Origin of the sequence: Xylella taiwanensis (assembly GCF_013177435.1) — a bacterium.
In the GTDB taxonomy this organism is placed as follows: domain Bacteria; phylum Pseudomonadota; class Gammaproteobacteria; order Xanthomonadales; family Xanthomonadaceae; genus Xylella; species Xylella taiwanensis.
The window spans coordinates 693,996-719,372 of record NZ_CP053627.1 but is presented as its reverse complement, the minus strand read 5'-3'; the positions used below and the strand labels follow the sequence as shown (position 1 = coordinate 719,372).

Sequence of the window (25,377 nt, the reverse complement as noted above, 5' to 3'; positions counted from 1 at the left end):
AGGTCGGGCACTTTAGTGACTCACAACACATACTCCGAGCACTATGCACGAACGCACCTACACCACGTACATGAGCTCACGGATAACATTATAAAGACTCACTGTTCGATGCCTGAGCTCGGGACACATAGCTGAGCAAACGTACTGAAGCACAGAACCTAAAGCGCGACAGACTAGCATCGTAACCACTTGAACTACCGCTCCGCGCTTTAGAAGTTCCTCTTTAACAACAGGAAGAAACTATTGCTTTTAAAAAAGAAATCCTGAAAAGAGCGCTCCAGAGGACTCAGGTACAGATGGCGGAGCGGACGGGACTCGAACCCGCGACCTCCGGCGTGACAGGCCAGCATTCTAACCAGCTGAACTACCGCTCCACACTTACAAACCTTTAATCATTGATGCATTGGTGGGTGCTGAGGGTTTCGAACCCCCGACCCTCTCCTTGTAAGGGAGACGCTCTACCGCTGAGCTAAGCACCCCCTAGTCGGCGGGGAAGTTTACGGCATCTTTTAGGGCTTTACCAGGCTTGAATGAAGGATTATTAGAGGCAGCGATCATGATAGGTTCACCGCTCTTCGGATTGCGTCCGGGGCGCTTCGCGCGTAAACGCACCTGGAAAGTACCGAACCCTACCAACGTAACAGAATCACCCTTCTTGAGGGCCTCAGTAATTTCGTTCACGACGGCATCAATGGCACGACCCGCCTCGGCCTTGGACAAATTAGCAGCAGCAGCAACGCCATCGATCAATTCGGTTTTATTCATCTAAAAACTCCCATTACGGCATCGAGCCGCGGAATCGAAAATCGGTCTTTTGCCTCATAGGGCAAGGAATCTAAACCACGTCCCTGATTACCATGGCGCACACAACCAGTACGCCTACAAGTCGCATGCTTTTATACCAGCGCCCATCCAAGACACGCAAGCTGAACATCAACAATCACTGGTGGGGCAACTTTTTTTACACACATTTAAATAACGCATATCAGTGCTTGACACGCGCATTGTTTGATCCTTTGAACTTGCCGCGCACGTTAGCCACACGCGAACGCACCTTACGTGGCTTATCCTTGCCTAAGTGAGTCGCAACTTTAGGTGAAAGCGGACTTTCAAGAGCTAAATCCAAAACTTCATCGATCCACTTCACTGGAACGATCATCAGACCACGTGTCACATTAGCCGGGATATCAGCCAAATCCCTACGATTCTCTTCAGGGATCAATACTGTGCGGATACCACCACGCAACGCAGCCAACAATTTCTCCTTCAAGCCACCGATCACCGAAACGCGCCCACGCAGCGTAATCTCACCAGTCATCGCTACATCAGCACGCACAGGCACCTTGGTAAGCATGGACACCAAGGACGTAACCATTGCGATACCTGCACTTGGACCATCCTTCGGCGTGGCGCCGTCAGGCACATGAAGATGAACATCTTGATTATGCAGAAAGTCCACGTCTATACAGAAGCGATCAGCACGCGAACGCACCACTGTCAAAGCCGCCGACGCCGACTCCTTCATCACATTACCAAGCTGGCCAGTCAAAATCAGGTTACCCTTACCCGGTACAAGAGTCGATTCGATTTGCAACAAATCTCCACCGACCTCGGTCCAAGCCAAACCAGTGACTAGACCGATTTCGTTGGCTTCCTCAGCGCGGCCAAAATCAAAGCGGCGCACCCCCAGATACTTTTCCAGATTTTTCGAAGTCACAGTAAGCAATACCTTAGACTTAATCTTCTTAGGAAAAGACTTTGCACCAACTAACGCAATCTCCTTGACCACTTTACGGCAAATTTTAGCGATCTCGCGCTCGAGGTTACGCACTCCAGACTCTCTCGTGTAGTAGCGCACAATGTCGCGGATCGCATCCTCACCGATCGCCAACTCCTCAGCAGCCAAACCATTGGCTCTAATCTGTTTAGGTACCAAGTAGCGGGCAGCGATGTTGAACTTTTCATCCTCTGTATAACCCGGGATACGAATCACTTCCATGCGATCGAGTAAAGGACCAGGAATGTTCAGGGAATTAGAGGTAGCCACGAACATCACCTCGGACAAATCCAGGTCAACATCAAGGTAATGGTCATTAAACGCGTTGTTCTGCTCAGGATCTAGCACCTCCAACAGAGCTGCAGAAGGATCACCTCGGAAGTCCATCGACATCTTATCGATCTCATCAAGCACAAACAAAGGGTTTTTACTGCCAACTTTGTTGAGGTTCTGCACAACCCGGCCCGGCATCGAGCCAACATAGGTACGTCGATGCCCCCGAACCTCAGCTTCGTCACGCACACCACCCAAAGACATGCGCACGAACTTGCGATTGGTCGCCTTAGCAATCGACTGACCGAGCGAAGTTTTACCTACGCCAGGTGGGCCAACCAAGCACAAAATCGGACCTCGTATCTGCTTCACTCGTGACTGGACTGCGAGATACTCGAGGATGCGGTCTTTGACCTTATCCAGGCCATAGTGGTCAGCATCTAGTGTACACTGGGCGATTTGCAGGTCTTTTCGCACCTTAGTGCGTTTCCTCCAGGGCACACCCAACAACCAGTCAAGGTAGTTACGCACCACTGCTGCCTCAGCTGACATTGGGGACATCTGTTTGAGTTTGTTGAGTTCGCTCTTAGCCTTGGTCTGCACTGACTTGGGCATGCCGGTTTCGGCAATCTTGCGAGCTAACTCCTCCAATTCACTCGGGACATCGTCTAAATCGCCCAACTCTTTCTGGATCGCCTTCATCTGCTCATTGAGATAGTACTCACGCTGGCTCTTCTCCATCTGCGACTTAACTCGACCACGGATACGTTTTTCCATCTGTTGAACGTCGATTTCACCGTCGACTAGACCAATAAGTATTTCAAGTCGGTCACCAATTTCGATAGTCTCCAGCAGACGCTGCTTGTCCGCCAAACGCACACTCACGTGCGCAGCAATGGTATCGGCCAGGCGACCTGGGTCATCAATACCAGTCAAAGTTTGTAACAATTCTGGAGGAAGCTTGCGATTGGTCTTAACGTACTGCTCGAAGAGCGACAACAGCGACCGAACAATTGCCTCAATCTCACGTTCTTCGCGCGCCTGAGTCGAGGCAATCTCAATACCGCAGCCTCGTAACGTACCGTCATGCTCGACTACTTGGTCCACACTCACACGGGTTAGCCCCTCGACCAACACTTTGATCGTGCCATCAGGAAGCTTTAGCAACTGTAACACCTGAGCCTGAGTACCGATGCCATGCAAGTCGACCGCACTCGGATCGTCAATATCAGCCGATTTCTGTGCAACCAACAGGATGCGCTTGTCGGCCTCCATCGCCTTCTCAAGTGCCCGCATTGACTTGTCACGACCTACGAACAATGGAATTACCATGTACGGAAATACAACCACGTCACGCAGCGGCAACACCTGCAGATCGAAAGCTTTTTGAGAGGACTGAGTCATGAGCACTCCAGTGTAATGCATTAAATTAAGACAACAGAAACGCCAACGGCCCCGTTATGAGGCCATTTGGGTAAGCTTGCAAGAGCTTTCTGTAAAACGGTTGGCTCTCAGTCGGTTATGCGAATCGCAGAGAGACTATAAGCGAGGATTCATTCACCCGAAGCAACCTTGGCAGGCATATTTTGATAAATCAGATATGGTTCAGATTTATTTTCAATCACCGATTCATCGACAACAACCTTACTAATACCTTCCTGAGAAGGAAGCTCATACATAGTATCCAGGAGCACCAACTCAACAATAGTACGAAGACCACGCGCACCAGTCTTACGCTTGAGGGCTTTCCTAGCCACTGCAGAGAGCGCGTCCTGACGGAACTCTAACTCTACGTTCTCCATTTCAAACAGCTTTTTGAACTGCTTGGTAATAGCGTTCTTTGGCTCAGTCAAAATTTTGATCAAAGCTGACTCATCTAGCTCCTCAAGTGTAGCTACCACTGGTAATCGCCCAACGAATTCAGGAATCAATCCAAACTTAATCAGGTCTTCCGGCTCAACATCGGCTAGCACTTTACCGACATCCCATTTACTCTCCGAGCTTTTGACCTTAACACCGAAGCCAATACCACCTGCTTCTGTGCAACGCTGCTGGATCACCTTGTCTAAGCCGGCAAAAGCACCGCCACAGATGAATAAGATATTTTTGGTATCGACCTGAAGGAATTCCTGCTGCGGATGTTTGCGCCCACCCTGAGGGGGCACCGAAGCAACCGTACCTTCTATCAGTTTCAGTAATGCTTGCTGCACACCTTCCCCAGAAACATCTCGGGTAATCGATGGATTCTCGCTCTTACGCGAAATCTTATCTATTTCATCTATGTAGACGATCCCATGCTGGGCCTTTTCAACGTCGTAATCACACTTCTGCAACAATTTCTGAATAATATTCTCCACATCCTCGCCGACATAGCCTGCCTCGGTCAGCGTGGTGGCATCGGCAATCGTGAAGGGCACATTCAACAAACGCGCCAAAGTCTCAGCTAGCAAGGTCTTGCCGGACCCTGTTGGCCCAACCAGCAAAATATTGGATTTAGCCAATTCGATATCGTCATTCTTCTGCCGGCTTTCGATCCTCTTGTAATGATTGTACACAGCAACAGCAAGAGTCCGCTTAGCACGTTGCTGGCCAATGACATACTGATCCAAAACCTCAAGGATTTCCTTCGGCTTAGGCAAACTCGAACGGGCAGATTGCGACTTCTCTTCCAGTTCCTCGCGGATGATATCGTTACACAACTCAACGCATTCATCGCAAATGAACACACTTGGACCTGCGATTAGCTTACGAACCTCACGCTGGCTCTTACCGCAGAATGAGCAGTAAAGAATTTTATTTCCGTCACCAGAACGACTTGGCCGGTCTTCACTCATGCTTCTGTTACCCACTTCACGCGGTATTATGGAGATTTAGCTCCGAAGCATAACACAAGGTGAGTAGAACGCCAGCACAGAGTTCATTCCGACTGAATATTTTCCAATTCATGTAATTAATCAAGAAGATTGGATCAACTCTTCAGGGCGCTGCCCGAGCACTTGATCTACCAAGCCATAAGCTTGGGCATCAACAGCACTCTTAAAGTTGTCACGCTCCGTGTCATGAGCAATAGTCTCCAGTGACTGACCCGTATGCTTAGCCAATATTTCGTTTAGACGCGCGCGTAACGCCAGTATCTCACGCGCATGGATGTCAATGTCAGTGGCTTGGCCCTGGAAACCACCCAACGGTTGATGGATCATCACACGCGAGTTCAACAAAGCATAACGCTTACCAGTCGCACCTGAAGCCAATAGCAGTGCTCCCATAGAAGCAGCTTGACCAACACAAATAGTACTGACGGCCGGTTTGATGTACTGCATCGTGTCGTAAATAGCCATACCTGCAGTAACCACACCACCCGGAGAGTTGATATAGATACTTATGTCCTTCTCCGGATTCTCCGCTTCCAGGAAAAGGAGTTGCGCCACGACCAAGTTGGCCATGTAGTCGTCAATAGGACCTACCAAAAAGATTAGTCGTTCCTTTAGCAAACGCGAATATATGTCGTAAGCACGCTCACCCCGGCTGGTCTGCTCGACCACCATCGGCACCAGATTTAAAGCTTTTGTCACATTATCCACGTAGAGATCTCCGACTCTAGTTTAGATATCCATACGTTCAGCACAGAACGTACGCAAGAAACTCGTTTGGTTATTGGGAACAGCAAATATGCCTTATATCTGCTATCAGATCAGGATTTAGAGAACATAATCCAAAAGCTAACAGCTTATTGCTGGATCGCTTCCTGGAACGACAACACCTGTTCAGTATGCTGGGCGCGCTCGGCTATCCATTCGATCACTTGCTCCTCCATCACCAAGCTCTGCACACTCTCCATCAATTTGGGATTGTTTCGGTACATTTCCAATACCTCTTCAGGCTCCTCGTAGGTTGAAGCAATCAAATGGAGCGTCTCAGTGACACGCATGGGATCCAAGCGCAATCGGTTGCGTCCAGCAATCTCACCGACTAACAATCCAACCAGCACACGCTTGCAAGCAGCATCCATAAAGCCAAGGTGGGCATCATCAGGGATATCAACCGGATCACGGCCACTCAGCCGAATCTGCTCAACCTGCTTAGCTAACATTAAGCGAGCTTCGCTCTCAACCAAACGAGGCGGCATTTCAATATGCGTGTAAGCAGCAATTAACTGTTCACCCACCTCCCGACGCAGGTGATTCACCAATGCCCCCTTCAACTCACGTTCTAGATTTGCACGGATATCAACGCAAAAATCCTCTAACTTGCCGCTCTTCACCCCGAAACTCTTGATAAATTCTTCATTCACTTCCAGCAACACTGGTTCAGAAACTTCGATCACTTTGACATGCACCTGCACAGCCTTGCCGGCAAGCTGCGTTACACGCCAATCATCTGGGAAAGCCACATCCAAAACCTTCTCCTCCCCCTTGAATGAGCCTTCCAACGCACGCTCAATCTGTTCAAACATCACACCAGAACCGAGAACGGTACTACCGGCTTCCATACCTTCAGTCGGCAAACGCTCATCGCCAGCTTGCGACCAAGTCTCCAGCGTTACCAGATCACCCACCTGAGCACCGCGCTCGGTAACACGCCAAATGCGCCGCTGCAAACGCAAGTTTTCGATCATTTGATCAATATCAGCGTCGGTTACTTTGGCGACACGCCGAACCACACTAAGTTTGGACACATCAATCTCACCGAAGTCCGGCATCACTTCGAAGGTGGCAACAAAGTTAAACTTTCCTTCGTCAGCACGATTGATGTGCGTTGCACCGGCTAGACGCAATGAATTCGCGCGAATCGCAGAATCGAGAGTCTCACGCAACAAGCTGTCCAGCACCTCGGCGCGCACCTTCTCACCGAACCGTTGCTCAATCACCTTAGCCGGCACCTTACCAGGACGGAAACCATTGATACGTGCGGTACGCGCAATTTCACGCAAGCGCTCATCAACATGAGATTCCAAACGGTCTTCCGGCACGGAGAAGGTCAAGCGACGCTCCAAATTGCCGATGGATTCGATCGAAACTTGCATGCTGACTCCTGCCTCAACGACCTGTTGGTCATTACGAGCTTTAGTAAAAGTGTGGTTGAACGGATAAAGGCAGCCACACCGCCCTCACCATAGCGAGCTAGTTTCGCCGATAACGCCGTCCACTTCCAGCACTCCCAGCAAACACGCAGTAACGCGAAAGATCAAGACTCAAATCTCCACGTCAATAATGTCCAATCCAACTTTACATTCAGTAACAATTGTCGACACTTAGTCAAACACTGCTGTGCTAGCCCCCCCCCCTTGTTCACCTCTTCAAAAACACCCCCTTGGGCAAAGAAGAATTTACTCTCATATCAAAAACTTATTACAAAACCACCGTTTTCAGATATGAGGCTACGTGCCTTAACTTTAATGATTCAGGTATACTTCTTTTTCTTACAAAGTATGCCGGTGTGGCGGAATTGGTAGACGCAAACGGTTTAGGTCCGTTCGCTTTTAGCGTGCAGGTTCGAGTCCTGTCACCGGTACCACAAGCTGAATAGATGTGAAAGCAGGCTTCGTACACATCGACTATCTCAAAATTTCAAAGTTCGCATAGTGAGATACACGAATAAAACCATTCAAACCATGTCCTAGAACAATTCGTGGAACAAACGCCAGAAATGTACGTGACAAGCTCTTGGCACCGCACTCATATGCATCTATATCTCTTGTTGTATAGAGTAGTTTTGACTTGATAGCCGTATCAATTACGCTGTAAAAATGAAGGCAAGATGAGTGTTAAGAAAGCTCTAGCTCATCATTTAATTAAAATTTCGCCACTGACCTTCTTTTTGAACAATATTAAAGCTTCTGATTTAGTATAAAGTGGCTATTCTCATAGCCAAATAATAAACACACACATCTATATTATCCACCCCTATCATTATACCTCTCAAATAAACATACAAAGATAAACCAATTTATGTGACTTGCACTAAGTTCCTTCACAATAAACTCCTGCAAAGAGACAAAAACAACGCAGCATCCTCAGAGGAGGCTTGGTAGATTTACGAATATTTCCCCCGAAAGAGCATGAGAGCTAACCGTTGATTATGGGATCAGCAAGATTAAAAGCAAACAATGGCTAGCAAAAATATCAATTGATTTAGCAAAAAACTCTACTATGTACTGTTGAGCCATCTCCGATGGGGTGCCCAATCTAATGATCAGTCCAAGCTATATAAGCACACGGAAGAGAATGCAAATCTGCCACATCGGTGCGGTCAACCTTTTAAGATATGCTTGCCACTCTATCCAACGTCAGCATTGGTTAATTAATCTAATGCTATCAGGCGTAACACCTTACCTGCGAATATTGCCTGATTATGTCCTTGATTCTTTACAAGCAGCAAAAACTATCGAGTTGTACCATTATCAGCGGCTCGACCGAGTCTACTCAGGAAGCCACTCGATCATTTTCCAGAAGCACACACAAACAACCATCCATTCAAGCCCACACAGCACACCATATATTGCTCAACAGCGAACTACTCAACAAGGACGGCGTCGCTTCCAAGAAACGAATCAAACTGTTCAATATAGACTAAATTAGGCTAAGGCTAATCTTGCAGCGCCACTATAGATTTCGCATTGAAACACCGTCCTTCTACCCTGGCAACGTGCTCAAGACGTTCCAGCATCACAAGGTCTCAAAAAGAGTTAAAGATCCAAAGAAAACTACGACGCTATGTCGACAATATCCGAGCAATTGTCAAGTTGCTGTCGCTTCGTTATGGTAAGGAAATCGGCTCCGCTCCTGTTGTATGGAGTCGCTGCGTCGGGGATGCGCCAAGGAGCGTCGATCGGGCTATTGGGGATCACCGGTCCGGCGAATACACAACCATGGCCTGCACATTCCTGTGGACCACATTCACTATCTCGGGGAAGCATGTATGAAGCGCATACACGCATTGGTCGTTCTTTCACTTTTTTTCATCGCAAGTGCGCAAGCACAGCAAGGCACACTTTTCTGCCCGCAATTGCCTCCTACAGCCAAACTGCACTGGGATCAGAACGTCGGCATTGGCTTTCTATTCTGCAAAGCCAGCAACGAAGAGGGCCGTATGGTGCTAGGTGTCATTCTAACGACGCGCGATCCTAATATCCCGATGACTCGCAACCGTCGTGCCGAGAAGAGCCAAATCGGTTCCGAAAAATTTTACTGGTACAAACTGGACCTAGGCGTAAAAAGCACGCCTAATCAAGAAAACCACCGTATTACTGTGGTTACTTTAGGCAGAAAACGCTATGCACAGATGTGGATCAACGCACAGGACGAGCAGGAACTGGTCATGATGCAATTTGTGATCAGCAAGCTCGACCTCGAATCGGCAAGCCTAGCGCTGCTGCCCTAAGTTCACGACCGAGGCCTGAAGAACCTGAAAAACCAACACCCTCAAGGAATATCTAGCCATGAAAGCGTTGATACGCTGGTCCTGTGTCACCAGCCCTAATTAATCCTGAGCCACATCAGTGGCTGCAAACTGTCTCCCGTCGCTTTCTCCCTTGTGCAAGGCCATCTTTAACTCTACAGGAAGCAGCAAAAATCAAGATATTGTCCTATTCGGCAACAAATGAGGCTGACATAGTCAGCACAGCAATGTAGGACTAATAGCGTGAAACTGCTAACGCTCACATAGTCCTCCAATATCTCCTGCCCCACCAGAGATAGATCGAATTACCGGCATTGCCGAGATCAAGTTGGAGCACTTCCAACTTCAATACTAATCACAGAAACAATTTATGACCTGTTTTGACTTGGCCTTCTAGAACATGCAGAGCAGAGGATCAACTAGAGTCGAACGAAAACGAAGCACAAAAAACAGTACCGATACCGGCTAACAGACTTTACTCATCGCAATATTATGCAGATTGACTGACCACAGTACCTAAGGTGCGGCGCAGACATCGAGAATATGATCTAGCCACCGTCCTCAGTCGATAACTAGAGAAGTGATCATCAGGGATAACAGAGTTAAAACTGCGGGTGGAAGTGCTATCTAAACCCCACGCTCGAACACTTAGGCAAGCCACAGAACGAACACAATCACGATGAACACCTACATTAATGTGTGACACGCGTAGGTACAGCACATGATCACCAAAGCAATCAACCTGGATACCTAAAATCGAGGACTAAAAGCGGTTGCTCCACCCGAAGTAGCCCCCTCGAGCGATGTAGCAACAAGAAGAAACATTTTTCGTCTTCGGCACACGTGATCACCCGCAATGTCATCGTCTAGCGCCTGTGATGACAACCCGCCTGTATTGTCAATGAGATGCTCACTGCTGTACCGGTGAATACACCTGAAGGAACTCTTGCTCGATAGCAAGCCTGATGTGGACCGTTCAACAAGCAACCAACCTGCCCACCTCCATACGTACCTTACTGCCATGTATTGCGTGTGCAGTCACCATGCACTGCACTCACAGGTGGATTGCAACATCCTCCCACAGAATCACTGCACTGAAGCGGCACATCAGGACCGCTGTCAGACCGTCTCCAAATAACGAAAACAGTGGTTATGGAAACCTGAAAACACCGGATACACCATCTCAAGCAACCCATTGAACATTCCCCTCTGCGTATACATGGCCCACAGCATCTGTTCATGCATCAGCACACCACAAAAGCCCATGCGTCAGGGGAAATGTTGATCGGAACCTAGTCGCGGGCAATCACGCTCCTACGTTCCCCTCATCAGTGGATAATCTCCATGAACCTGGAGAGCTCAGTAAGATGCCAGCTAACTAGGCATTCGCAGGTCACTGACACCCGAACAACATCACATCAGCTAGATGGAAGGCAACGTATCAGCAAGCACAACGAAAAAGCATCGGGTTACTACATCCAGAATACTTAATTCATCCGACACATAATTAATGCATGGCAAGAAAAGCAGAGCCGAAACAACTTGTCCAAATTCTGAACCCACTCAGGAAAGTAGGTAACACACCAGCGGCAACTAACACCACAAGAATGTGCCATCACACCATCACTGGTATTCACAACCAACGGCAGCCACGACTATAACTACCATTACTGTCAGTCAACCAGAACTGGATCCCGTGTCTCATAAAACACCATCGTTTAAAAATCACGTTGGGAACGTAAACTTGTCCCAACCACTTATGATCGACCATCGACACAGCCGGCTGGTTGCACCTCTCCCTCGATAATGCCTGCCCGACCAATTTTTAGAATATCCACACCTAAGATTCACTATCCCGCGTTCCGAAAAATGGCAAGTAAATCACCTGGTACAACCAAGCAGGACTCACAGTAACCGTTTACAACACAAATTCCTGAGCACATGTAGACCGCAAACATACGGTGAGATACCTGCACACTGTAAGAGCACAACCTTACATCGGAAACTAATTGTTTATAGACGATCAGTCACCGCTGCACGCGGCCACACTGATTTCACGTCATAAACCACCGCATGCGGCTTACCTAGTGCTGCGATAGCGGCTATATCGTACGTTCGGTATTGCGCATGCGCCACCGCTAGCACGATCGCATCGTAAGCACCCATTTGGGGTACTGAACACAACGTAACAGACTCATGCTCCAACGCCTGCTGTGGATCAGCACAAGGATCGCAAACATCGACCTGCGCACCCAAAGCCATGAACATGCGCACCAAATCCAAAGAGCGGCTGTTACGTAAATCGGGGCAATCCTCTTTGAAGGTTGCACCTAGCACAAGCACCCGCGCACACGCGATTGGCACATGATGCCCATCAAGTAAAGCCACAACCCGGTCCACCACATGCCGACTAACACGACTGTTGACACGGCGTGCAGTGTGAATCAAATCCGGGTAATAACCCACACTCTCAGATTTATGCAACAAATAGTAAGGATCCACACCGATGCAATGACCACCAACCAAGCCTGGTCGAAACGGCAAGAAATTCCACTTGGTTTCTGCCGCTTCAAGCACGTCCAACGTGTCGATACCAAGCCGGTCAAAGATCAATGCCAACTCATTAACCAACGCGATATTAACGTCACGCTGAATGTTCTCGATTACCTTAGCCGCCTCGGCAATTCTGATCGACGGAGCACACCAAGTACCAGCAACGATGATCTGCGCGTACAACGCGTCCACGACAGCAGCAATCTCAGGAGTCGAACCTGAAGTAATCTTTCGGATGTCATGTAACCTGCGCTTACGATCACCAGGGTTGATGCGCTCAGGGCTGTAACCACAATGAAAATCGACATTGAAACGTAGCCCAGACTCAGCCTCCAGCAATGGTACACAGACCTCCTCCGTGGTGCCCGGATAGACGGTGGACTCATAAATCACTAAATCCCCAGGCTTAAGTACCGAAGCAACCAACATACTGGCCGAACGAAGCAGCCCCAAATCCGGCTGCTCAGCCCTATCAATGGGGGTAGGTACTGCGATGATGAAAATGTGACAATCACTCAACTCACGAGGATCGCTGCTATAGCACAAATGCCGCGCTGCTTGGAGTTCCTCAAGCTCATTTTCACGTGTAATGTCGTGACCGGCACGCAACTGCTGTACCCGGCCTATATCAATGTCAAACCCAAGGGTAGGACGCTGTTGGCCGAACGCAACCGCCAACGGCAACCCCACATACCCTAGTCCAACCACAGCGATGCGCGGCAACGCTGGATCCACTTGTTTATCACCAATCATGCTACTCTCAAATCTCTGTCCGCCTGCACGATAACGGTGGGATTGCTGAAAATAATGTACCGGCCACGAATCATATAGGTGCCTTTGGGTAGTTCACATTCCTGCGTCAATCAGGCACCCTATCATTTCTAGCTTGCCCGGGTGGCGAAATCGGTAGACGCAAGGGACTTAAAATCCCTCGACCTTTAGGTTATGCGGGTTCGACTCCCGCCCCGGGCACCAATCGATTCAATCACTTGCATACCAGTCCATTATGAGCGTTGGCAGAGTGGATCAAACCATCCTTGGTAGGATGGGACCTTACGCGATTTGTATCAGCTAAACCGACCTGACACTGCTCAAGCACCACACGAGTGTGGGCAAAGGATCAAAGCCACCAGCGTCAGACACATCCAGGATGCGGCAAAAATCAAGAAATCGCTACAGCAGCATCTAAGGACATTGCAGCGCAAACACGACACCCATATTAGGGTCTGACTCATCCAGTAGGTACTGATCCTATTTTCGCTACATAATGACCGGTTTACTTAGCCCTTTGCGCACAAAAAACCCATACACATCATTAATTTCATCGAAGGCTAATAACACCATTCATCAATCACTTAAACCTAAGGCGTTCACAAAAGAAACGAAGAAATAAACTGCGCGGATTCCAAGACCAAGGGCGTTTTGCTAAGTAACGTATATGCAAACATCATTTGTCCCGTTCGCCACGGTAGACAACCAAGAAGCTATTTCCATCTGTACCACTGAGGCTCTCACGACGTGTATAACGCACATGCCTGCGCACAAAACCTCTGACAAGCACCACACAGCAACGCTTAAACACCTTTGTACACTAGAAAATGTCCTCTAGCACCAAGGGGATAAATCAAGAAAGCAGAATAAAAAAATATCGTCAACACTTTACTGATCAAGCGATGCAGCACGCAACGCTTCACCTAGCTTGGTGGAAATTCGCTGCCGCAGATTTTCGATCTGTACCTGGGGTTCTCGCGGTTCCAGTACCTGTGCCTGGATTTGCACGCGCTGCAGGGCGTAATGCTTATATTTTTCCTGCCATGCCTCATCCTCCCTTTTCATCTTTGCAACACGATTGGCAACCTACGGACCAAGCAAGCCCAAGATTTGCAAGCGCATCCCATCAGGGGTCACCTTATCCTTCTGCAATTGCGTAATCTTCGTGACATTATCCTGCTGTTGTTGAATTTTTATACGCTGAGCCTGTACTTCTGAAGGCAGTGTCTGTTCGAGAGCAAGCAAGCGCTCCTTCTTCTGCTGATCTGTCAGCACGTGATCGCCAAAGATATTCAAACGCTCAAGATCGTAATCCTGCCGTTGCTGCTCCGCACCGAAAAATGGCTTGCTCCAGTCACCAAGCGTCCGAACTGCCAGAGATGCGCGTTGATCGAGTGCACGCTGTATCGCCACTAAATCCAGCTTGTCGCCCACTACCATACACATGTCCGGCAGCTTTGCCAGCTCCGAAAAATACGCACGGTAGCGCTTCCAAACGCTCTGCGCCTCAACCTGCGCAAACGTGCCATGCAGTTGCCTAGCAATCTCACGTATGACAAGTTCATCAAGTGCCGCAGGGATTAGATCATTCTGTGCGGTCAGAAAGTAATCGAAAAAATCCCGCACCGCACTCAATCTTGCAAGATGACCAGATGCATCCAGCAACAACCGTGGCGCGGTGGAGCCAGCCAGTGATTGAGGAAGCGCCCTGGGCACAGTAAAGTCAACATGCAACTTGGGTAGATGACCTGTGGTCTTCACATCTCCAACCGCTACTTCTTTTAATAGATTTTCTGACATCGGCGGGACCGATAAATCGACTGCACGAATATCTGTTGCTTGCCGTGGATTGAACCAGTACCAGGTACCACATACAGCTACGCATCCTAATACCAGGTAAAGCACAATAAGATTCACAGCCGAATGCTTCTTTATCACTCAAAGACAATGCATTTTCAGACAATTGACATGCGTACGTATTACTGCCAAAGGATTCTCCGTGTACACACCCCGTATACCAAGAATTTGGTTAATTTGATCAAGATGGTTCCAATTAAAATAACTGCTTATTACCTTGCCAAACATGGAACTGCAAATAGAAACCATTCCATCATTGGTACCAGAGTTGCGATAGATCATCACAGTCCCTGAGCGATGCAAAGCTTTTGTAGTCAGATCGATAAAATTTGCAGCATCAACAAAAGGAAGGACACCTGTATCGATAACTTTGGTACCTAAGATTGATCGTTTTTCCTTCATCGCTGCCCCCCATGAGTATAGGTATTGACGCTGATTACCTAAGGTTTCAAATTCTGCTCCCCCCTGGCATGAACCAAGTTTACCGAGACCAGCACTTGGATAATTCTTGTTGAAGACCGCCACTTCCGAGGTCGTTAGACTCTTCAACGCAGCCAACATATCCTGGTTCGGATTGTCAGTTGCCATGAAGGCAAACACATTTGTAAGGCCAGCCAACACCGGTGACAACAGCCGCCCAGCTGGATTCTGCTGCAACTGCTCCTCATAGTAATCTGCTAATTCCGAACCATGATGAGGTGTGCCAATAGTCGTGACGGAAGCAACGAGATCGGGTGCAACAGCCGCTACGTAACGAGCACTCAATCCACCCTGGCTATAGCCAATCAAATTGACCTTTTCCGCCCCGGTAACAGCGAGAACTGCCTTAACATATGTGAGTAATTGTTCACCACGACTATTGCGGCCATCAGGTCTCTGCAAAGCAGACGAAGTGGATAGATAAACATTCGCACCATGCTTCCGCAAATCCTCAGGAATACGGTACCAATAATCAATAAGAACAAATAGCTTATCGGTTGCTCCAAAACCCGGCTCGAGAATGATCGGATACTTTGTCGCCACATAACTGTCACTTGATGCGGCCGTGCGACATCCATACCAACAAGGATTATTAAACTACTAATATTAACGAAAAGAACTGCACTCATAACACATGCAAATATTCGCGTTATTAATTTATAAAAAAATAAAATTAACCAATTTAATTCACCTCAGAAGACTCACACCAAGATAATACAAGGAAATAATTCTCAAACCATGAGAAAATATTATTTAAAATAAAATCAAAACTAACCTATAGAAGAAACTGGGAATTAGTAAAGCATTATGGAGATACAAAATAAATTTCATTTTTCCTATCACAACAACGATTCGATAATTTCTGTAAATCGCACAATTCTTAGATTAAGCAAAAACTCTCGTAGATCTGAGATTCCCTAAGAACTGCAACCTTACCAAAAGCATTAGCATAAAAGCGCGTATAACTAGACTTGAGCACTGGAAGGAAGCAGCCATCACTAAGATATCGTTATCGGGCGATGGCGTCGTATTCGAATAAATTAGTCAACAACCAACGCCACCACAATCTCTCAGACAACCGCACAATGCACCAGAAGTTCGTGAGTGGCTAAAACAGTCCGGGCCACCGAATTGCCCGTTGCACGTGCTCATGGACCGCACCGATGAAGGTCACCAGTCAACTTTGATTGCCATTCATATCAACAAAATCATCCGTTTCCTCTTTCATCTTGCCTTACCTACTTCACTTAGCTCAACAAAATCTCATGCTGCTTAAATTGAACAGGCGATTCTTGTCAGCGGCTTAGCTCCGGAAACTTTTTCTGGATCCTGTCATTCGTTTCATAGCTAAGTTGCTTGTTCCGTGTACGGTATTTCCTCAAATCGATAAATCAGATGATCGATCTTCAATTCTACGACTGGCAGCTTCGATCTATTACGGAACTTGTATTCTTTGAGCACACTTCACACTTTAAGTGTTTCATCTGCCCGCAACGCAATTTATTCTCGGAATATATCTGGATCAACAACCTTAAGCGTAGTCATTTTTTTCTTCCTTAAATCTTCGTTCCTATTTACCCAGAACTACCTGCAACGAACGATACTTGGCTACCAGCACTCTGGAGATCTCAGAGAATAATATATTCGAGAAGTGCTCCACGGGTATCATAGCCATTAGGTCATTGCAACCAAACATATACTACTGCCGTGAACGATCAATGATAGGCATGAAGCCAGTGTTCTTAGTTTTTCCAATCGGTGAACACCATGGCAATCAGACTTGCAGCTCATTGGTATTCGTTCATAGAAATAAAGACTTATTTTTCAGGTCATCTAAGACAATTGGTCGCGATGATTGAAGCAAGACCAATTCATTAGTCACATCGTGCTGCAAGATTTCATCACTAATCACCATTATCTTATCTTTCATCTCAAAGATCACGCCTAAGTCAAGCAAGGTTTTTTCTTCTTCAGATGCGATCTATGTAGTAATTGTGGTGATACGACCGTTAAGCAGCTCACAAGCGATTTCATATTTCAAGGTTTAATGAACAATATTAATTCATGAATTAAATCTTTCTAAAATCGACATCACCAACATATGAAAGCTGAGCTCGAAAAACCATTTTCATTGGCTACAGGGAGCGCTTGTATTCATGAGGAACTCTCTTTTAAAAAAGTCTGAATAGAAAATTTTGCTCGTGATCCAGGTATGTACAGAAACCAACACATAGCTACCACGTTGGAAAATCACATTAGACTGCCTAACTTACCAGTGCTCAAGCCATGTCCATGGTAGTACGGTCGAATCGGCGATATCCAATTGCCTCGTGTAAGTGCATGCTGGCGATTAATGTGCTTCCATCCAAGTCAGCAATCGTGCGTGCTACGCGTAAAATCCGTTGCATCGAACGTGCCGATAGCTGCAACTGTTCGATCGCACGTTCCAGCAACTTCTGGTCAGCCGTCTCCAAATAGCAGTGACGCTCGGTCACTGCTTGACCCAAATGTGCATTAAGCCCCCCCTGCCGACTATATTGTAAAGTACGGGCATCAGTGACGCGCCGCCGAACTGTAGCACTATGTTCACCACGCGGTGTGTTAGGACGTAGTACATGCGGTGCCAACCGTGGTATTTCCAACTGTAGGTCAATGCGGTCCAGCAACGGCCCAGAAATACGGCGACGATAACGTCGAATTGCATCCAAGCTACATTGACAACGTCCACTCGGATCACCTGCCCAACCACAGGGGCAGGGGTTCATCGCAGCAACTAACTGAAAGCGGGCAGGATAATCCACGCTACGTGCGGCACGAGCAATCGTCACTACACCAGACTCCATGGGCTCACGTAACCCTTCCAGGGTTTGCCGTTGCCATTCGGGCAATTCGTCCATGAATAGCACACCATGATGGGCGAGCGAGATCTCACCCGGACGTGGCTGTCCCCCGCCACCAATTAGTGCAACCGCACTGGCACTATGGTGGGGAGTACGATAGGGACGTCGGCGCCAATGAGCTAGATCCAAACTACGCCCACTAACCGAAGCAATCGCCGCACTCTCCAATGCTTCTTGCTCGCTTGCTGGTGGTAGTAGGCTTGGTAATCTCGAAGCTAAAAGAGTTTTACCGCAACCAGGACTACCAATCAACAACAGGTGATGACCACCAGCTGCAGCAATTTCAAGGACACGGCGCGCCTCCTCTTGACCACGCACGTCAGCAATGTCAGGCATGTCATACAACGCATCAGCCACATCGTCGAGCCTCTGAGCAGCGAGCAGTAGTGTTTTGCCGCACAACCCAGCGCAAACCTCGAGTAGAGTGCGGGCGGTGTAAGCCTCACAACACCCAGCGATCGCTGCCTCGGCACCATTGCTTTCTGGTATCACCAGCCGGTGTCCTGACTGTGCTGCAGCCAGAGCCGCAGGTAACACACCGTCAACCGCACGAAGTTCTCCAGTGAGTGCAAGTTCACCGAGGAACTCCTGCCCTGCTAAAGAATCGAGTGGCAGTTGACCACTAGCGGCTAGGATCCCTAATGCAATCGGCAAATCAAAGCGTCCGCCTTCCTTGGGCAAGTCAGCGGGCGCCAAGTTAATGGTGATGCGCCGTGCTGGATATTCAAAGCAAGCACACAATAATGCTGCACGTACTCGATCTCTGGATTCACGCACAGCAGCCTCAGGCAAGCCGACGATCTGTGTGGCAGGCAGACCGCCGGACAAATGCACTTCAACCCTAACTGGAGGTGCAAACACTCCAGCACGGGCACGGCTATGCACCAACGCCAAGCTCATAGCAGGATCCTCAATTTGTGGTCTGATTAGTCATGCGCTCTTCAAGGAGGACCAGTGTCTGCTGTAGCGTTTCAAGTTTCTCGCGAGTATTGAGAAGAATTGCACGTTGAATATCAAACTCCTCACGTGTTACCAAATCCAGCTTCGCTAGCCAGGCTTGCAACACATCTTTAAATACGGCCTGTAACTCCAGCCGCGACTGATACAAAGCAGGAGGCACTAGATCAGTGAGATGGCTGGCGATAGTGTCGAGATGGTTCAAGTCGATCATGGTTATTGAAACTCTACAGGAGAATACCATCAGAGTAGCGTCTGCTCGAGAAACAACACATCGGTATACTAAAGGCTTGCGGTTAAGAATAATCTGTTTACGTACTCCGATTTTGGAACATTTAGCTAAAGTAATGACATATGACACTCCGCTCCGTAACCAGATTATAGGGTACGCTATCAAATAGAAGATATTAAATGATCTTACACTCCTTTGATCATCAATAAGCTATCCATGATCGCTGTTACGATCCTTCAAAGATGGCTCCCCTGCCCCCGCTATTGGGCCACACAACAGTAAATGCCAAGACAACAAAACGACATAAAACACCTGCTCGTCGCATTCGTACTGTATATTACTATTGTCCTAACCTCCATTGATACCATCTGCGTACACATATTCAATAATATCCGAGGCGTTCATAACCACTTATAACACTGAAGCTGCTTGAATGTCAGAGTCAATTCTTTGTGGAGAAAAGACGCGTTACTGCTAGATACTGTGCAACAGTAACAGCTATCTACACAAGACAATGGTTTTCATGAAGCCTTGTTCCGCACTCTAAACTATTCTCTTCGTAACTGTCATCATTTCGAATGATTCTAACTTGGAGCAAGAGCATCACACCATTGTCTAGATCTTGGAAAACACTACAAACCAGTTATTTTGAGCAACAACATCTTGAATTTCGATCAATGTACACAAGAAAAATTATTTTCAGCGTTCTCAACTAACACGAACCTATATTAACTTGAAGCTCTCCAATAACATTGCATCTTAGATAAATTGATTATAATAACCATAGTCAATACATTAAGACTAGACATCTTCAATCATTCAAGATCAAACGCATCTTTTATTTAATCTATTTACAGCAAGTAAAATTTTCATTCACGCAGTTTTACTACCCTTCATCAGCCAAATACTTTCAAGAAAAAAATATTAACAACCATCAAGGAAAACGCACATAAGAAAAATAAAAGCTATCAATATCTAACATTACGGAGAGATTTGATTCGCCATCTTAACCTGGAAGAAAAATAAGGTCGCGAACCTAATTAAGATTTTCTCAGATCGTAAAGATGCTGGTAATAAGTTAAGGAATCAAATAATTCTTATTACAATCTTGAAAATAAAAAAAGAAACCGATAAATATAGAAATTAGGGAAACACAAGAAAAGATTATGCCCAAAAACTTTAGAGAGGAATCTAACAAAAGATAACCGATACTTCCTGACGCTTTACTTCTCCATTCAGCATAATTTATAAAACAAAGACCTATCAAAAGAAATTAAATTACCACTAAGGTACCATTAAGAGCCATCATCAGATAACAACTATCAACCACTACCAATTAACAACACGGCAAACAACTGTTGAAAAAACAAAGAATAATCTCTAACACAAGCTAAGAAAACCGCATTTGCATCGTATCTGGGAAAAAACAGATGATTACTCAGCAACTTCCTGAACAATCATAGGACGTTCAAGCATCTCGACATAGGCCATCGGCGCATTATCGCCAGCACGAAAACCACACTTTAGCAAACGGAGATAACCACCCGGGCGAGCCCGATAGCGTGGCCCCAACGTGGAAAACAGGATACCCACGGCTTCTTTATTTCGCAAACGTGCAAAGGCTAAACGACGATTGGCGACACTATCAACCTTCGCCAAAGTTATCAACGGCTCAGCGACACGACGAAGCTCCTTAGCCTTCGGCAAGGTGGTCTTTATCAGCTGATGCTTGAATAATGAGGCAACCATATTGCTAAACATAGCTCCACGATGAGCATCAGTACGGTTAAACTTACGGCCCGACTTCTGGTGACGCATATTTTTTATTCCTATTGAATAGTGAAATGGCCAAAGCTCGCTATTCCCAATCATAGCCCATGCATTAAGCAAACACCGCAGGTAAATGCACCTACTAATTCAATTATGTAGGCCAACTCCAATATGCCTAGCTTACTATGATTCCGCTGCATCAAACAGCATGAATTGAATGATTTCAAAACATAGCAACACGCTAACTGGACGAACTACAGAAAAAATTAAATATTAACCAAGCATTCCATATTGAGAAACACCAGGAGGTGGCCAATTCTCCAACTTCACTCCAAGCGCCAAGCCACGCTGACTAAGCACTTCTTTAATCTCGGTAAGTGATTTCTTACCTAGATTGGGAGTCTTAAGCAGCTCAACCTCTGTCTTCTGGATAAGATCACCAATATAGTAGATGCTCTCTGCCTTCAAACAGTTGGCCGAACGCACTGTCAACTCCAGATCATCGATTGGGCGAAGCAATACCGGATCCACACCACTGCTAGTCGGTTTGACCACACTACGATCACGGTGCGTGAAGTCGCCAAAGACTGACAACTGATCAGTCAGAATATCAGCGGCAACACGAAGGGCTTCCTCAGCATCTATAGTACCGTTAGTTTCAATATCAATAATGAGTTTATCCAAATCAGTACGCTGCTCTACGCGTGCTGCCTCAACGACATAAGCGACGCGGCGAACCGGGGAAAACGAAGCATCCAAAATCAAACGACCAATGGTTCTGTTTTCCTCATCAGGGCGACGACGTACAACAGCAGGTTGGTAGCCAAAGCCACGCTCAATTTTCAAACGCATATTGATCGCAGTATCCTTAGTCAAGTGGCAGATCACATGTTCATCATTTATAATTTCGACATTATGGTCTGTCTTAATATCCGCAGCAGTAACTACCCCTGCCCCTCGTTTAAATAGAGATAGCGTAGCACTATCACCACTGTGTATACGGATTGCCACATCCTTAAGATTTAACAGAACTTCAAGCACATCTTCCTGCAGACCTTCAACCGTGGTGTACTCATGCAACACACCATCAATTTCGACCTCTGTGATCGCAAACCCAGGAATCGAAGAAAGCAGGACACGACGCAAAGCGTTACCCAACGTATGGGCATAACCCCGTCCCAAAGGTTCAAGCACAACTTTAGCACGGTTTTCAGTAAGACGTTCGATCTGCGGACCGCGAGGACGCAGAACTTGACTGACGGTAACCGTCATGTGGCGAGATCTCCTGTAACCCTCCTGTAACAAATGGAGGATTTCCAATGTAAATTATTTCGAATACAACTCGACGATCAAAGCTTCATTAATGTCCGAAGGCAAGTCGGCACGATCTGGAAGAGTCTTAAAGAGACCACTGAACTTATCTGAGTCAACCTCAACCCAAGAAAATGCCAAACCTTGCTGATCTTTAATAGTCAATGCTTCCTGAACACACAGATGCTTTTGTGCGCTGCGAGAGAGGGTAACCACATCGCCAGGTTTAACTTGATATGAAGCAAGGTTTACTGGTTTGCCATTTACCAACACACCACGGTGTGAAACCAACTGACGAGCAGCAGGACGGGTAACAGCAAAACCCATACGATAAACAACATTGTCTAAACGAGTTTCCAACAACTGAAGTAAATTTTCTCCGGTGTTGCCTTTTCTAGTAGAAGCATTCTTATAATAATTGCGGAACTGACGCTCCAAAACCCCATAAATACGCTTAACCTTTTGCTTCTCACGCAACTGTGAAGCGTAGTCGGAGAGCTTAGACTTACGTACGGCACCATGCTGACCAGGTCTCTGGTCCAATTTACATTTAGAATCTAAAGCTCGAGATGGACTCTTCAACATCAAATCCGCACCTTCACGGCGCGCAAGCTTACAGGTAGGGCCGATATAACGAGCCATTTTTTAATGTTCCTTTAGACACGACGCTTTTTGGGAGGACGACACCCATTATGCGGGATTGGTGTCACATCAATGATGTTGGTAATTTTATAACCAATGTTATTCAACGAACGCACAGCTGACTCTCGACCTGGACCAGGTCCATTGATGCGGACTTCCAACGATTTCATACCATAATCCAACACAGCACGGCCAGCCTTCTCGGCAGCAACCTGTGCAGCAAAAGGAGTCGACTTACGTGAACCACGAAAGCCGGAAGCACCTGAAGTGGACCAGGATAACGAATTACCCTGACGATCAGTGATCGTAACTATAGTATTGTTGAAAGAAGCGTGGATATGCGCAACACCATCGGTTACAACACGTTTAACCTTCTTCTTAGTCTTGACAACAGACTGCTTGACCATTACTTGTATCTCTCTACTTCTTAATTGCTTTGCGCGGACCCTTTCGAGTACGAGCATTGGTTCTGGTACGCTGACCATGCAATGGAAGGCCACGGCGATGACGCAGACCTCGATAACAATTCAAGTCCATTAGACGCTTGATCGACATAGCAACTTCACGACGCAAGTCACCCTCGATAACATACTTACCAACCTCAGCTCGCAGACGTTCAATTTCCGGCTCAGACAAATCACGAATTTTGGCAGTCATTGCAATGTTCGCGGCATTACAAACCTTTTTGGAACGGGCACGACCAATGCCGTAAATACTTTGCAATCCTATCCAGACATGCTTTTGAACTGCTAGATTGACGCCTGCAATACGCGCCATGAGGCAACTCTCCAAATTAAAGATGGCCGCAAATATCGTAATGAGATATACCCAATAGATATGGACCAGTAAAGACTATTGGCCAGATTCTATCAAAATTTCCACTTACTTGGAAGCGTCAAAGGTTTAAGGAAGCCAGACCTTGCATGTAAAAATTAACAGAAATAAAGGGGAAAAAATACCGCTTTGAAAACCACAAAAACTTAGAGGAGAGCTATTCAACCGGAGATACAATTAACTAAAAAAGGCCCATCGGAGCGCCAAGAACAACAAATTAAGATGAAATGCAAATTTTCATTAATTCACTAACTCACAAAACGACGGCCCCTTGCCACGCCCTTAAAATTAGCTTTCTTCAAAAAACTCACGCTTTCATACTGGTGAGACGTCTGGTGAACTTGTATTTGAGCAATAAAGTCCATCACAACCACCACCGCAATCAACAAAGACGTACCACCAAAATGAAAGGCAGCCCCCACCCTTGACTGCATGAATTCTGGCAACAAACAAACAACAACCAAGTACAATGAGCCCACTGCAGTCAAACGAGTCAATACACCATCAACGTAATCTGCAGTAGCCTTACCAGGCCTGATACCAGGAATCAATGCACCAGACTTTTTAAGAATATCAGCAGTTTCCTGCGAACTAAATACCAAAGCTGTGTAAAAGAAAGCAAAACCAATGATTAACACAGCAAACAGAATCATATGCAACGGCTCACCCGGGCCTAAAGCATTAGCCGCACGCTGTAACCAAGCACCAAAAACACTATTGGAAGCAGCCTGCCCAGACCACATCGACAAAGTGACAGGAAACGCCAAAATACTGGAAGCAAAAATAGGTGGAATCACACCCGCCATGTTAAGCTTTAGAGGCAAAAAGGAACTCTTATTCATGTAAGCGTTGCGACCGTCAACGCGGCGAGCATAGTTTACAGTAATTCGACGCAAACCACGCTCAACAAAGACAACTAAAAAAGTAAAGGATACCACAATAAAAACAATCGTCAATAACGAAATGAAACTCAATGCGTCGCTACGGAAGGCATCAATAGTTTGCAACACAGAACCCGGTAATCCTGCGACAATGCCAGCAAAAATAATCATCGACACACCATTACCAATGCCGCGTTCCGTAACTTGCTCCCCCACCCACATTAGAAAGACAGTTCCTGCTGTCAAAGCAACAACGGCAGTCATCACAAAACCAATACCAGGAGCATATACCACAGCACCACCACCAGGAGCTGTCTGATTTTGCAACGCCAAAGCGATACTACCACCCTGAATTACAGCAAGAAGAACAGCACCAATACGTGAATACTGGGTAATCTTGCGCCGCCCAGATTCACCTTCCTTCTGTATTGCTTTCAGCGAAGGGAAAATATGGGTAGCCAACTGCACAACGATGGAAGCAGAAATGTAAGGCATCACATTTAAAGCAAAAACACTAAAGCGATGTAGAGCACCACCGGAAAACATGTTAAACATGTCTACGATGCCCCCCCCTTGCTGCTGCATCAACGCCAGCATGGCATCTGGATTGACACCAGGAACTGGAACGTAACAACCAACCCTATAAACGATCAATGCCCCAAAAAGAAAAAACAATCGCTGACGAAGTTCGACAGACTTGCCAAACCTACCACCAAGGTTTCCCATACCAGCTTGCGCCAT

General features: G+C 46.9%; 16 protein-coding genes, 4 tRNA genes and 1 pseudogene. 3 read left to right on the top strand and 18 right to left on the bottom strand.

The features are described 5' to 3' along the window. Positions 1 to 297: 297 nt before the first annotated feature. The 7 genes from PLS229_RS03020 to tig form a co-directional block, all read right to left on the bottom strand. Positions 298 to 374: transfer RNA gene (locus PLS229_RS03020), tRNA-Asp, on the bottom strand. A gap of 30 nt (positions 375 to 404) precedes the next feature. Beyond that, positions 405 to 479: transfer RNA gene (locus PLS229_RS03015), tRNA-Val, on the bottom strand. Between the two features lies 1 nt (position 480). Beyond that, positions 481 to 765 (bottom strand): HU family DNA-binding protein, encoded by a 285-nt coding sequence (locus PLS229_RS03010; protein WP_038270979.1) that lies wholly within the window; start codon positions 763 to 765, stop codon positions 481 to 483. A gap of 220 nt (positions 766 to 985) precedes the next feature. Beyond that, entirely contained in the window at positions 986 to 3,454 is a 2,469-nt protein-coding gene (gene lon / locus PLS229_RS03005; protein ID WP_038270977.1) for an endopeptidase La, read from the bottom strand. A gap of 149 nt (positions 3,455 to 3,603) precedes the next feature. Further along, positions 3,604 to 4,884, bottom strand: coding sequence for an ATP-dependent Clp protease ATP-binding subunit ClpX (clpX, locus tag PLS229_RS03000; protein WP_038270976.1), 1,281 nt, complete (start codon positions 4,882 to 4,884; stop codon positions 3,604 to 3,606). A 120-nt stretch (positions 4,885 to 5,004) separates the two neighbouring features. Beyond that, complete coding sequence (gene clpP / locus PLS229_RS02995; protein ID WP_038270975.1) at positions 5,005 to 5,631, bottom strand: ATP-dependent Clp endopeptidase proteolytic subunit ClpP; 627 nt, start codon at positions 5,629 to 5,631, stop codon at positions 5,005 to 5,007. A 146-nt stretch (positions 5,632 to 5,777) separates the two neighbouring features. Next, a complete protein-coding gene (tig, locus tag PLS229_RS02990) occupies positions 5,778 to 7,073 on the bottom strand; it encodes a trigger factor (RefSeq protein WP_038270973.1) in 1,296 nt (431 codons plus the stop codon). A 407-nt stretch (positions 7,074 to 7,480) separates the two neighbouring features. On the opposite strand from tig, the gene PLS229_RS02985 reads away from it, so the two are divergent. Continuing rightward, positions 7,481 to 7,564 (top strand) — tRNA-Leu (locus tag PLS229_RS02985). Between the two features lie 1,404 nt (positions 7,565 to 8,968). Continuing rightward, positions 8,969 to 9,430 carry a hypothetical protein gene (locus PLS229_RS02980; protein WP_038270971.1) on the top strand — a complete coding sequence of 154 codons (462 nt, stop codon included), beginning with the start codon at positions 8,969 to 8,971 and terminating at the stop codon, positions 9,428 to 9,430. A 2,031-nt stretch (positions 9,431 to 11,461) separates the two neighbouring features. On the opposite strand, the gene PLS229_RS02975 is transcribed toward PLS229_RS02980, so the two are convergent. Continuing rightward, positions 11,462 to 12,754 carry a nucleotide sugar dehydrogenase gene (locus tag PLS229_RS02975; RefSeq protein ID WP_038270969.1) on the bottom strand — a complete coding sequence of 431 codons (1,293 nt, stop codon included), beginning with the start codon at positions 12,752 to 12,754 and terminating at the stop codon, positions 11,462 to 11,464. Positions 12,755 to 12,889: 135 nt separating this feature from the next. Here PLS229_RS02975 and PLS229_RS02970 point away from each other — a divergent pair. Further along, positions 12,890 to 12,976, top strand: a tRNA-Leu gene (locus PLS229_RS02970). 684 nt (positions 12,977 to 13,660) lie between these two features. On the opposite strand, the pseudogene PLS229_RS02965 reads toward PLS229_RS02970, so the two are convergent. The 10 genes and pseudogenes from PLS229_RS02965 to secY form a co-directional block, all read right to left on the bottom strand. Then, a pseudogene (locus PLS229_RS02965) lies at positions 13,661 to 14,710 on the bottom strand (lipase secretion chaperone). Continuing rightward, positions 14,711 to 15,652, bottom strand: a complete 942-nt coding sequence (locus PLS229_RS02960; protein ID WP_230428167.1) for an esterase/lipase family protein — start codon at positions 15,650 to 15,652, stop codon at positions 14,711 to 14,713. Between the two features lie 1,736 nt (positions 15,653 to 17,388). Continuing rightward, positions 17,389 to 18,909 (bottom strand): YifB family Mg chelatase-like AAA ATPase, encoded by a 1,521-nt coding sequence (locus PLS229_RS02955; RefSeq protein ID WP_038270967.1) that lies wholly within the window; start codon positions 18,907 to 18,909, stop codon positions 17,389 to 17,391. A gap of 10 nt (positions 18,910 to 18,919) precedes the next feature. After that, complete coding sequence (locus tag PLS229_RS02950; RefSeq protein WP_038270966.1) at positions 18,920 to 19,180, bottom strand: accessory factor UbiK family protein; 261 nt, start codon at positions 19,178 to 19,180, stop codon at positions 18,920 to 18,922. A gap of 1,452 nt (positions 19,181 to 20,632) precedes the next feature. Next, positions 20,633 to 21,016 carry a 50S ribosomal protein L17 gene (gene rplQ, locus PLS229_RS02945; RefSeq protein WP_038270964.1) on the bottom strand — a complete coding sequence of 128 codons (384 nt, stop codon included), beginning with the start codon at positions 21,014 to 21,016 and terminating at the stop codon, positions 20,633 to 20,635. Between the two features lie 225 nt (positions 21,017 to 21,241). Continuing rightward, a complete protein-coding gene (locus PLS229_RS02940; protein WP_038270963.1) occupies positions 21,242 to 22,240 on the bottom strand; it encodes a DNA-directed RNA polymerase subunit alpha in 999 nt (332 codons plus the stop codon). Positions 22,241 to 22,294: 54 nt separating this feature from the next. Then, positions 22,295 to 22,921, bottom strand: coding sequence for a 30S ribosomal protein S4 (gene rpsD, locus PLS229_RS02935; RefSeq protein ID WP_038270961.1), 627 nt, complete (start codon positions 22,919 to 22,921; stop codon positions 22,295 to 22,297). 14 nt (positions 22,922 to 22,935) lie between these two features. Then, complete coding sequence (gene rpsK / locus PLS229_RS02930; RefSeq protein ID WP_038270959.1) at positions 22,936 to 23,328, bottom strand: 30S ribosomal protein S11; 393 nt, start codon at positions 23,326 to 23,328, stop codon at positions 22,936 to 22,938. Positions 23,329 to 23,341: 13 nt separating this feature from the next. After that, a complete protein-coding gene (gene rpsM, locus PLS229_RS02925) occupies positions 23,342 to 23,698 on the bottom strand; it encodes a 30S ribosomal protein S13 (protein WP_038270958.1) in 357 nt (118 codons plus the stop codon). Between the two features lie 305 nt (positions 23,699 to 24,003). Then, positions 24,004 to 25,377, bottom strand: a complete 1,374-nt coding sequence (gene secY, locus PLS229_RS02920; RefSeq protein WP_038271017.1) for a preprotein translocase subunit SecY — start codon at positions 25,375 to 25,377, stop codon at positions 24,004 to 24,006.

Coding starts and splice junctions, on each gene's coding strand:
- tig (WP_038270973.1), bottom strand. CDS start 7,073: ATGCAAGTTTCGATCGAATCCATCGGCAATTTGGAGCGTCGCTTGACC.
- PLS229_RS02955 (WP_038270967.1), bottom strand. CDS start 18,909: ATGAGCTTGGCGTTGGTGCATAGCCGTGCCCGTGCTGGAGTGTTTGCA.
- PLS229_RS02980 (WP_038270971.1), top strand. CDS start 8,969: ATGAAGCGCATACACGCATTGGTCGTTCTTTCACTTTTTTTCATCGCA.
- clpX (WP_038270976.1), bottom strand. CDS start 4,884: ATGAGTGAAGACCGGCCAAGTCGTTCTGGTGACGGAAATAAAATTCTT.
- PLS229_RS02950 (WP_038270966.1), bottom strand. CDS start 19,180: ATGATCGACTTGAACCATCTCGACACTATCGCCAGCCATCTCACTGAT.
- PLS229_RS02975 (WP_038270969.1), bottom strand. CDS start 12,754: ATGATTGGTGATAAACAAGTGGATCCAGCGTTGCCGCGCATCGCTGTG.
- rpsM (WP_038270958.1), bottom strand. CDS start 23,698: ATGGCGCGTATTGCAGGCGTCAATCTAGCAGTTCAAAAGCATGTCTGG.
- secY (WP_038271017.1), bottom strand. CDS start 25,377: ATGGCGCAAGCTGGTATGGGAAACCTTGGTGGTAGGTTTGGCAAGTCT.
- lon (WP_038270977.1), bottom strand. CDS start 3,454: ATGACTCAGTCCTCTCAAAAAGCTTTCGATCTGCAGGTGTTGCCGCTG.
- rpsD (WP_038270961.1), bottom strand. CDS start 22,921: ATGGCTCGTTATATCGGCCCTACCTGTAAGCTTGCGCGCCGTGAAGGT.
- PLS229_RS02940 (WP_038270963.1), bottom strand. CDS start 22,240: ATGACGGTTACCGTCAGTCAAGTTCTGCGTCCTCGCGGTCCGCAGATC.
- PLS229_RS03010 (WP_038270979.1), bottom strand. CDS start 765: ATGAATAAAACCGAATTGATCGATGGCGTTGCTGCTGCTGCTAATTTG.
- rpsK (WP_038270959.1), bottom strand. CDS start 23,328: ATGGTCAAGCAGTCTGTTGTCAAGACTAAGAAGAAGGTTAAACGTGTT.
- rplQ (WP_038270964.1), bottom strand. CDS start 21,016: ATGCGTCACCAGAAGTCGGGCCGTAAGTTTAACCGTACTGATGCTCAT.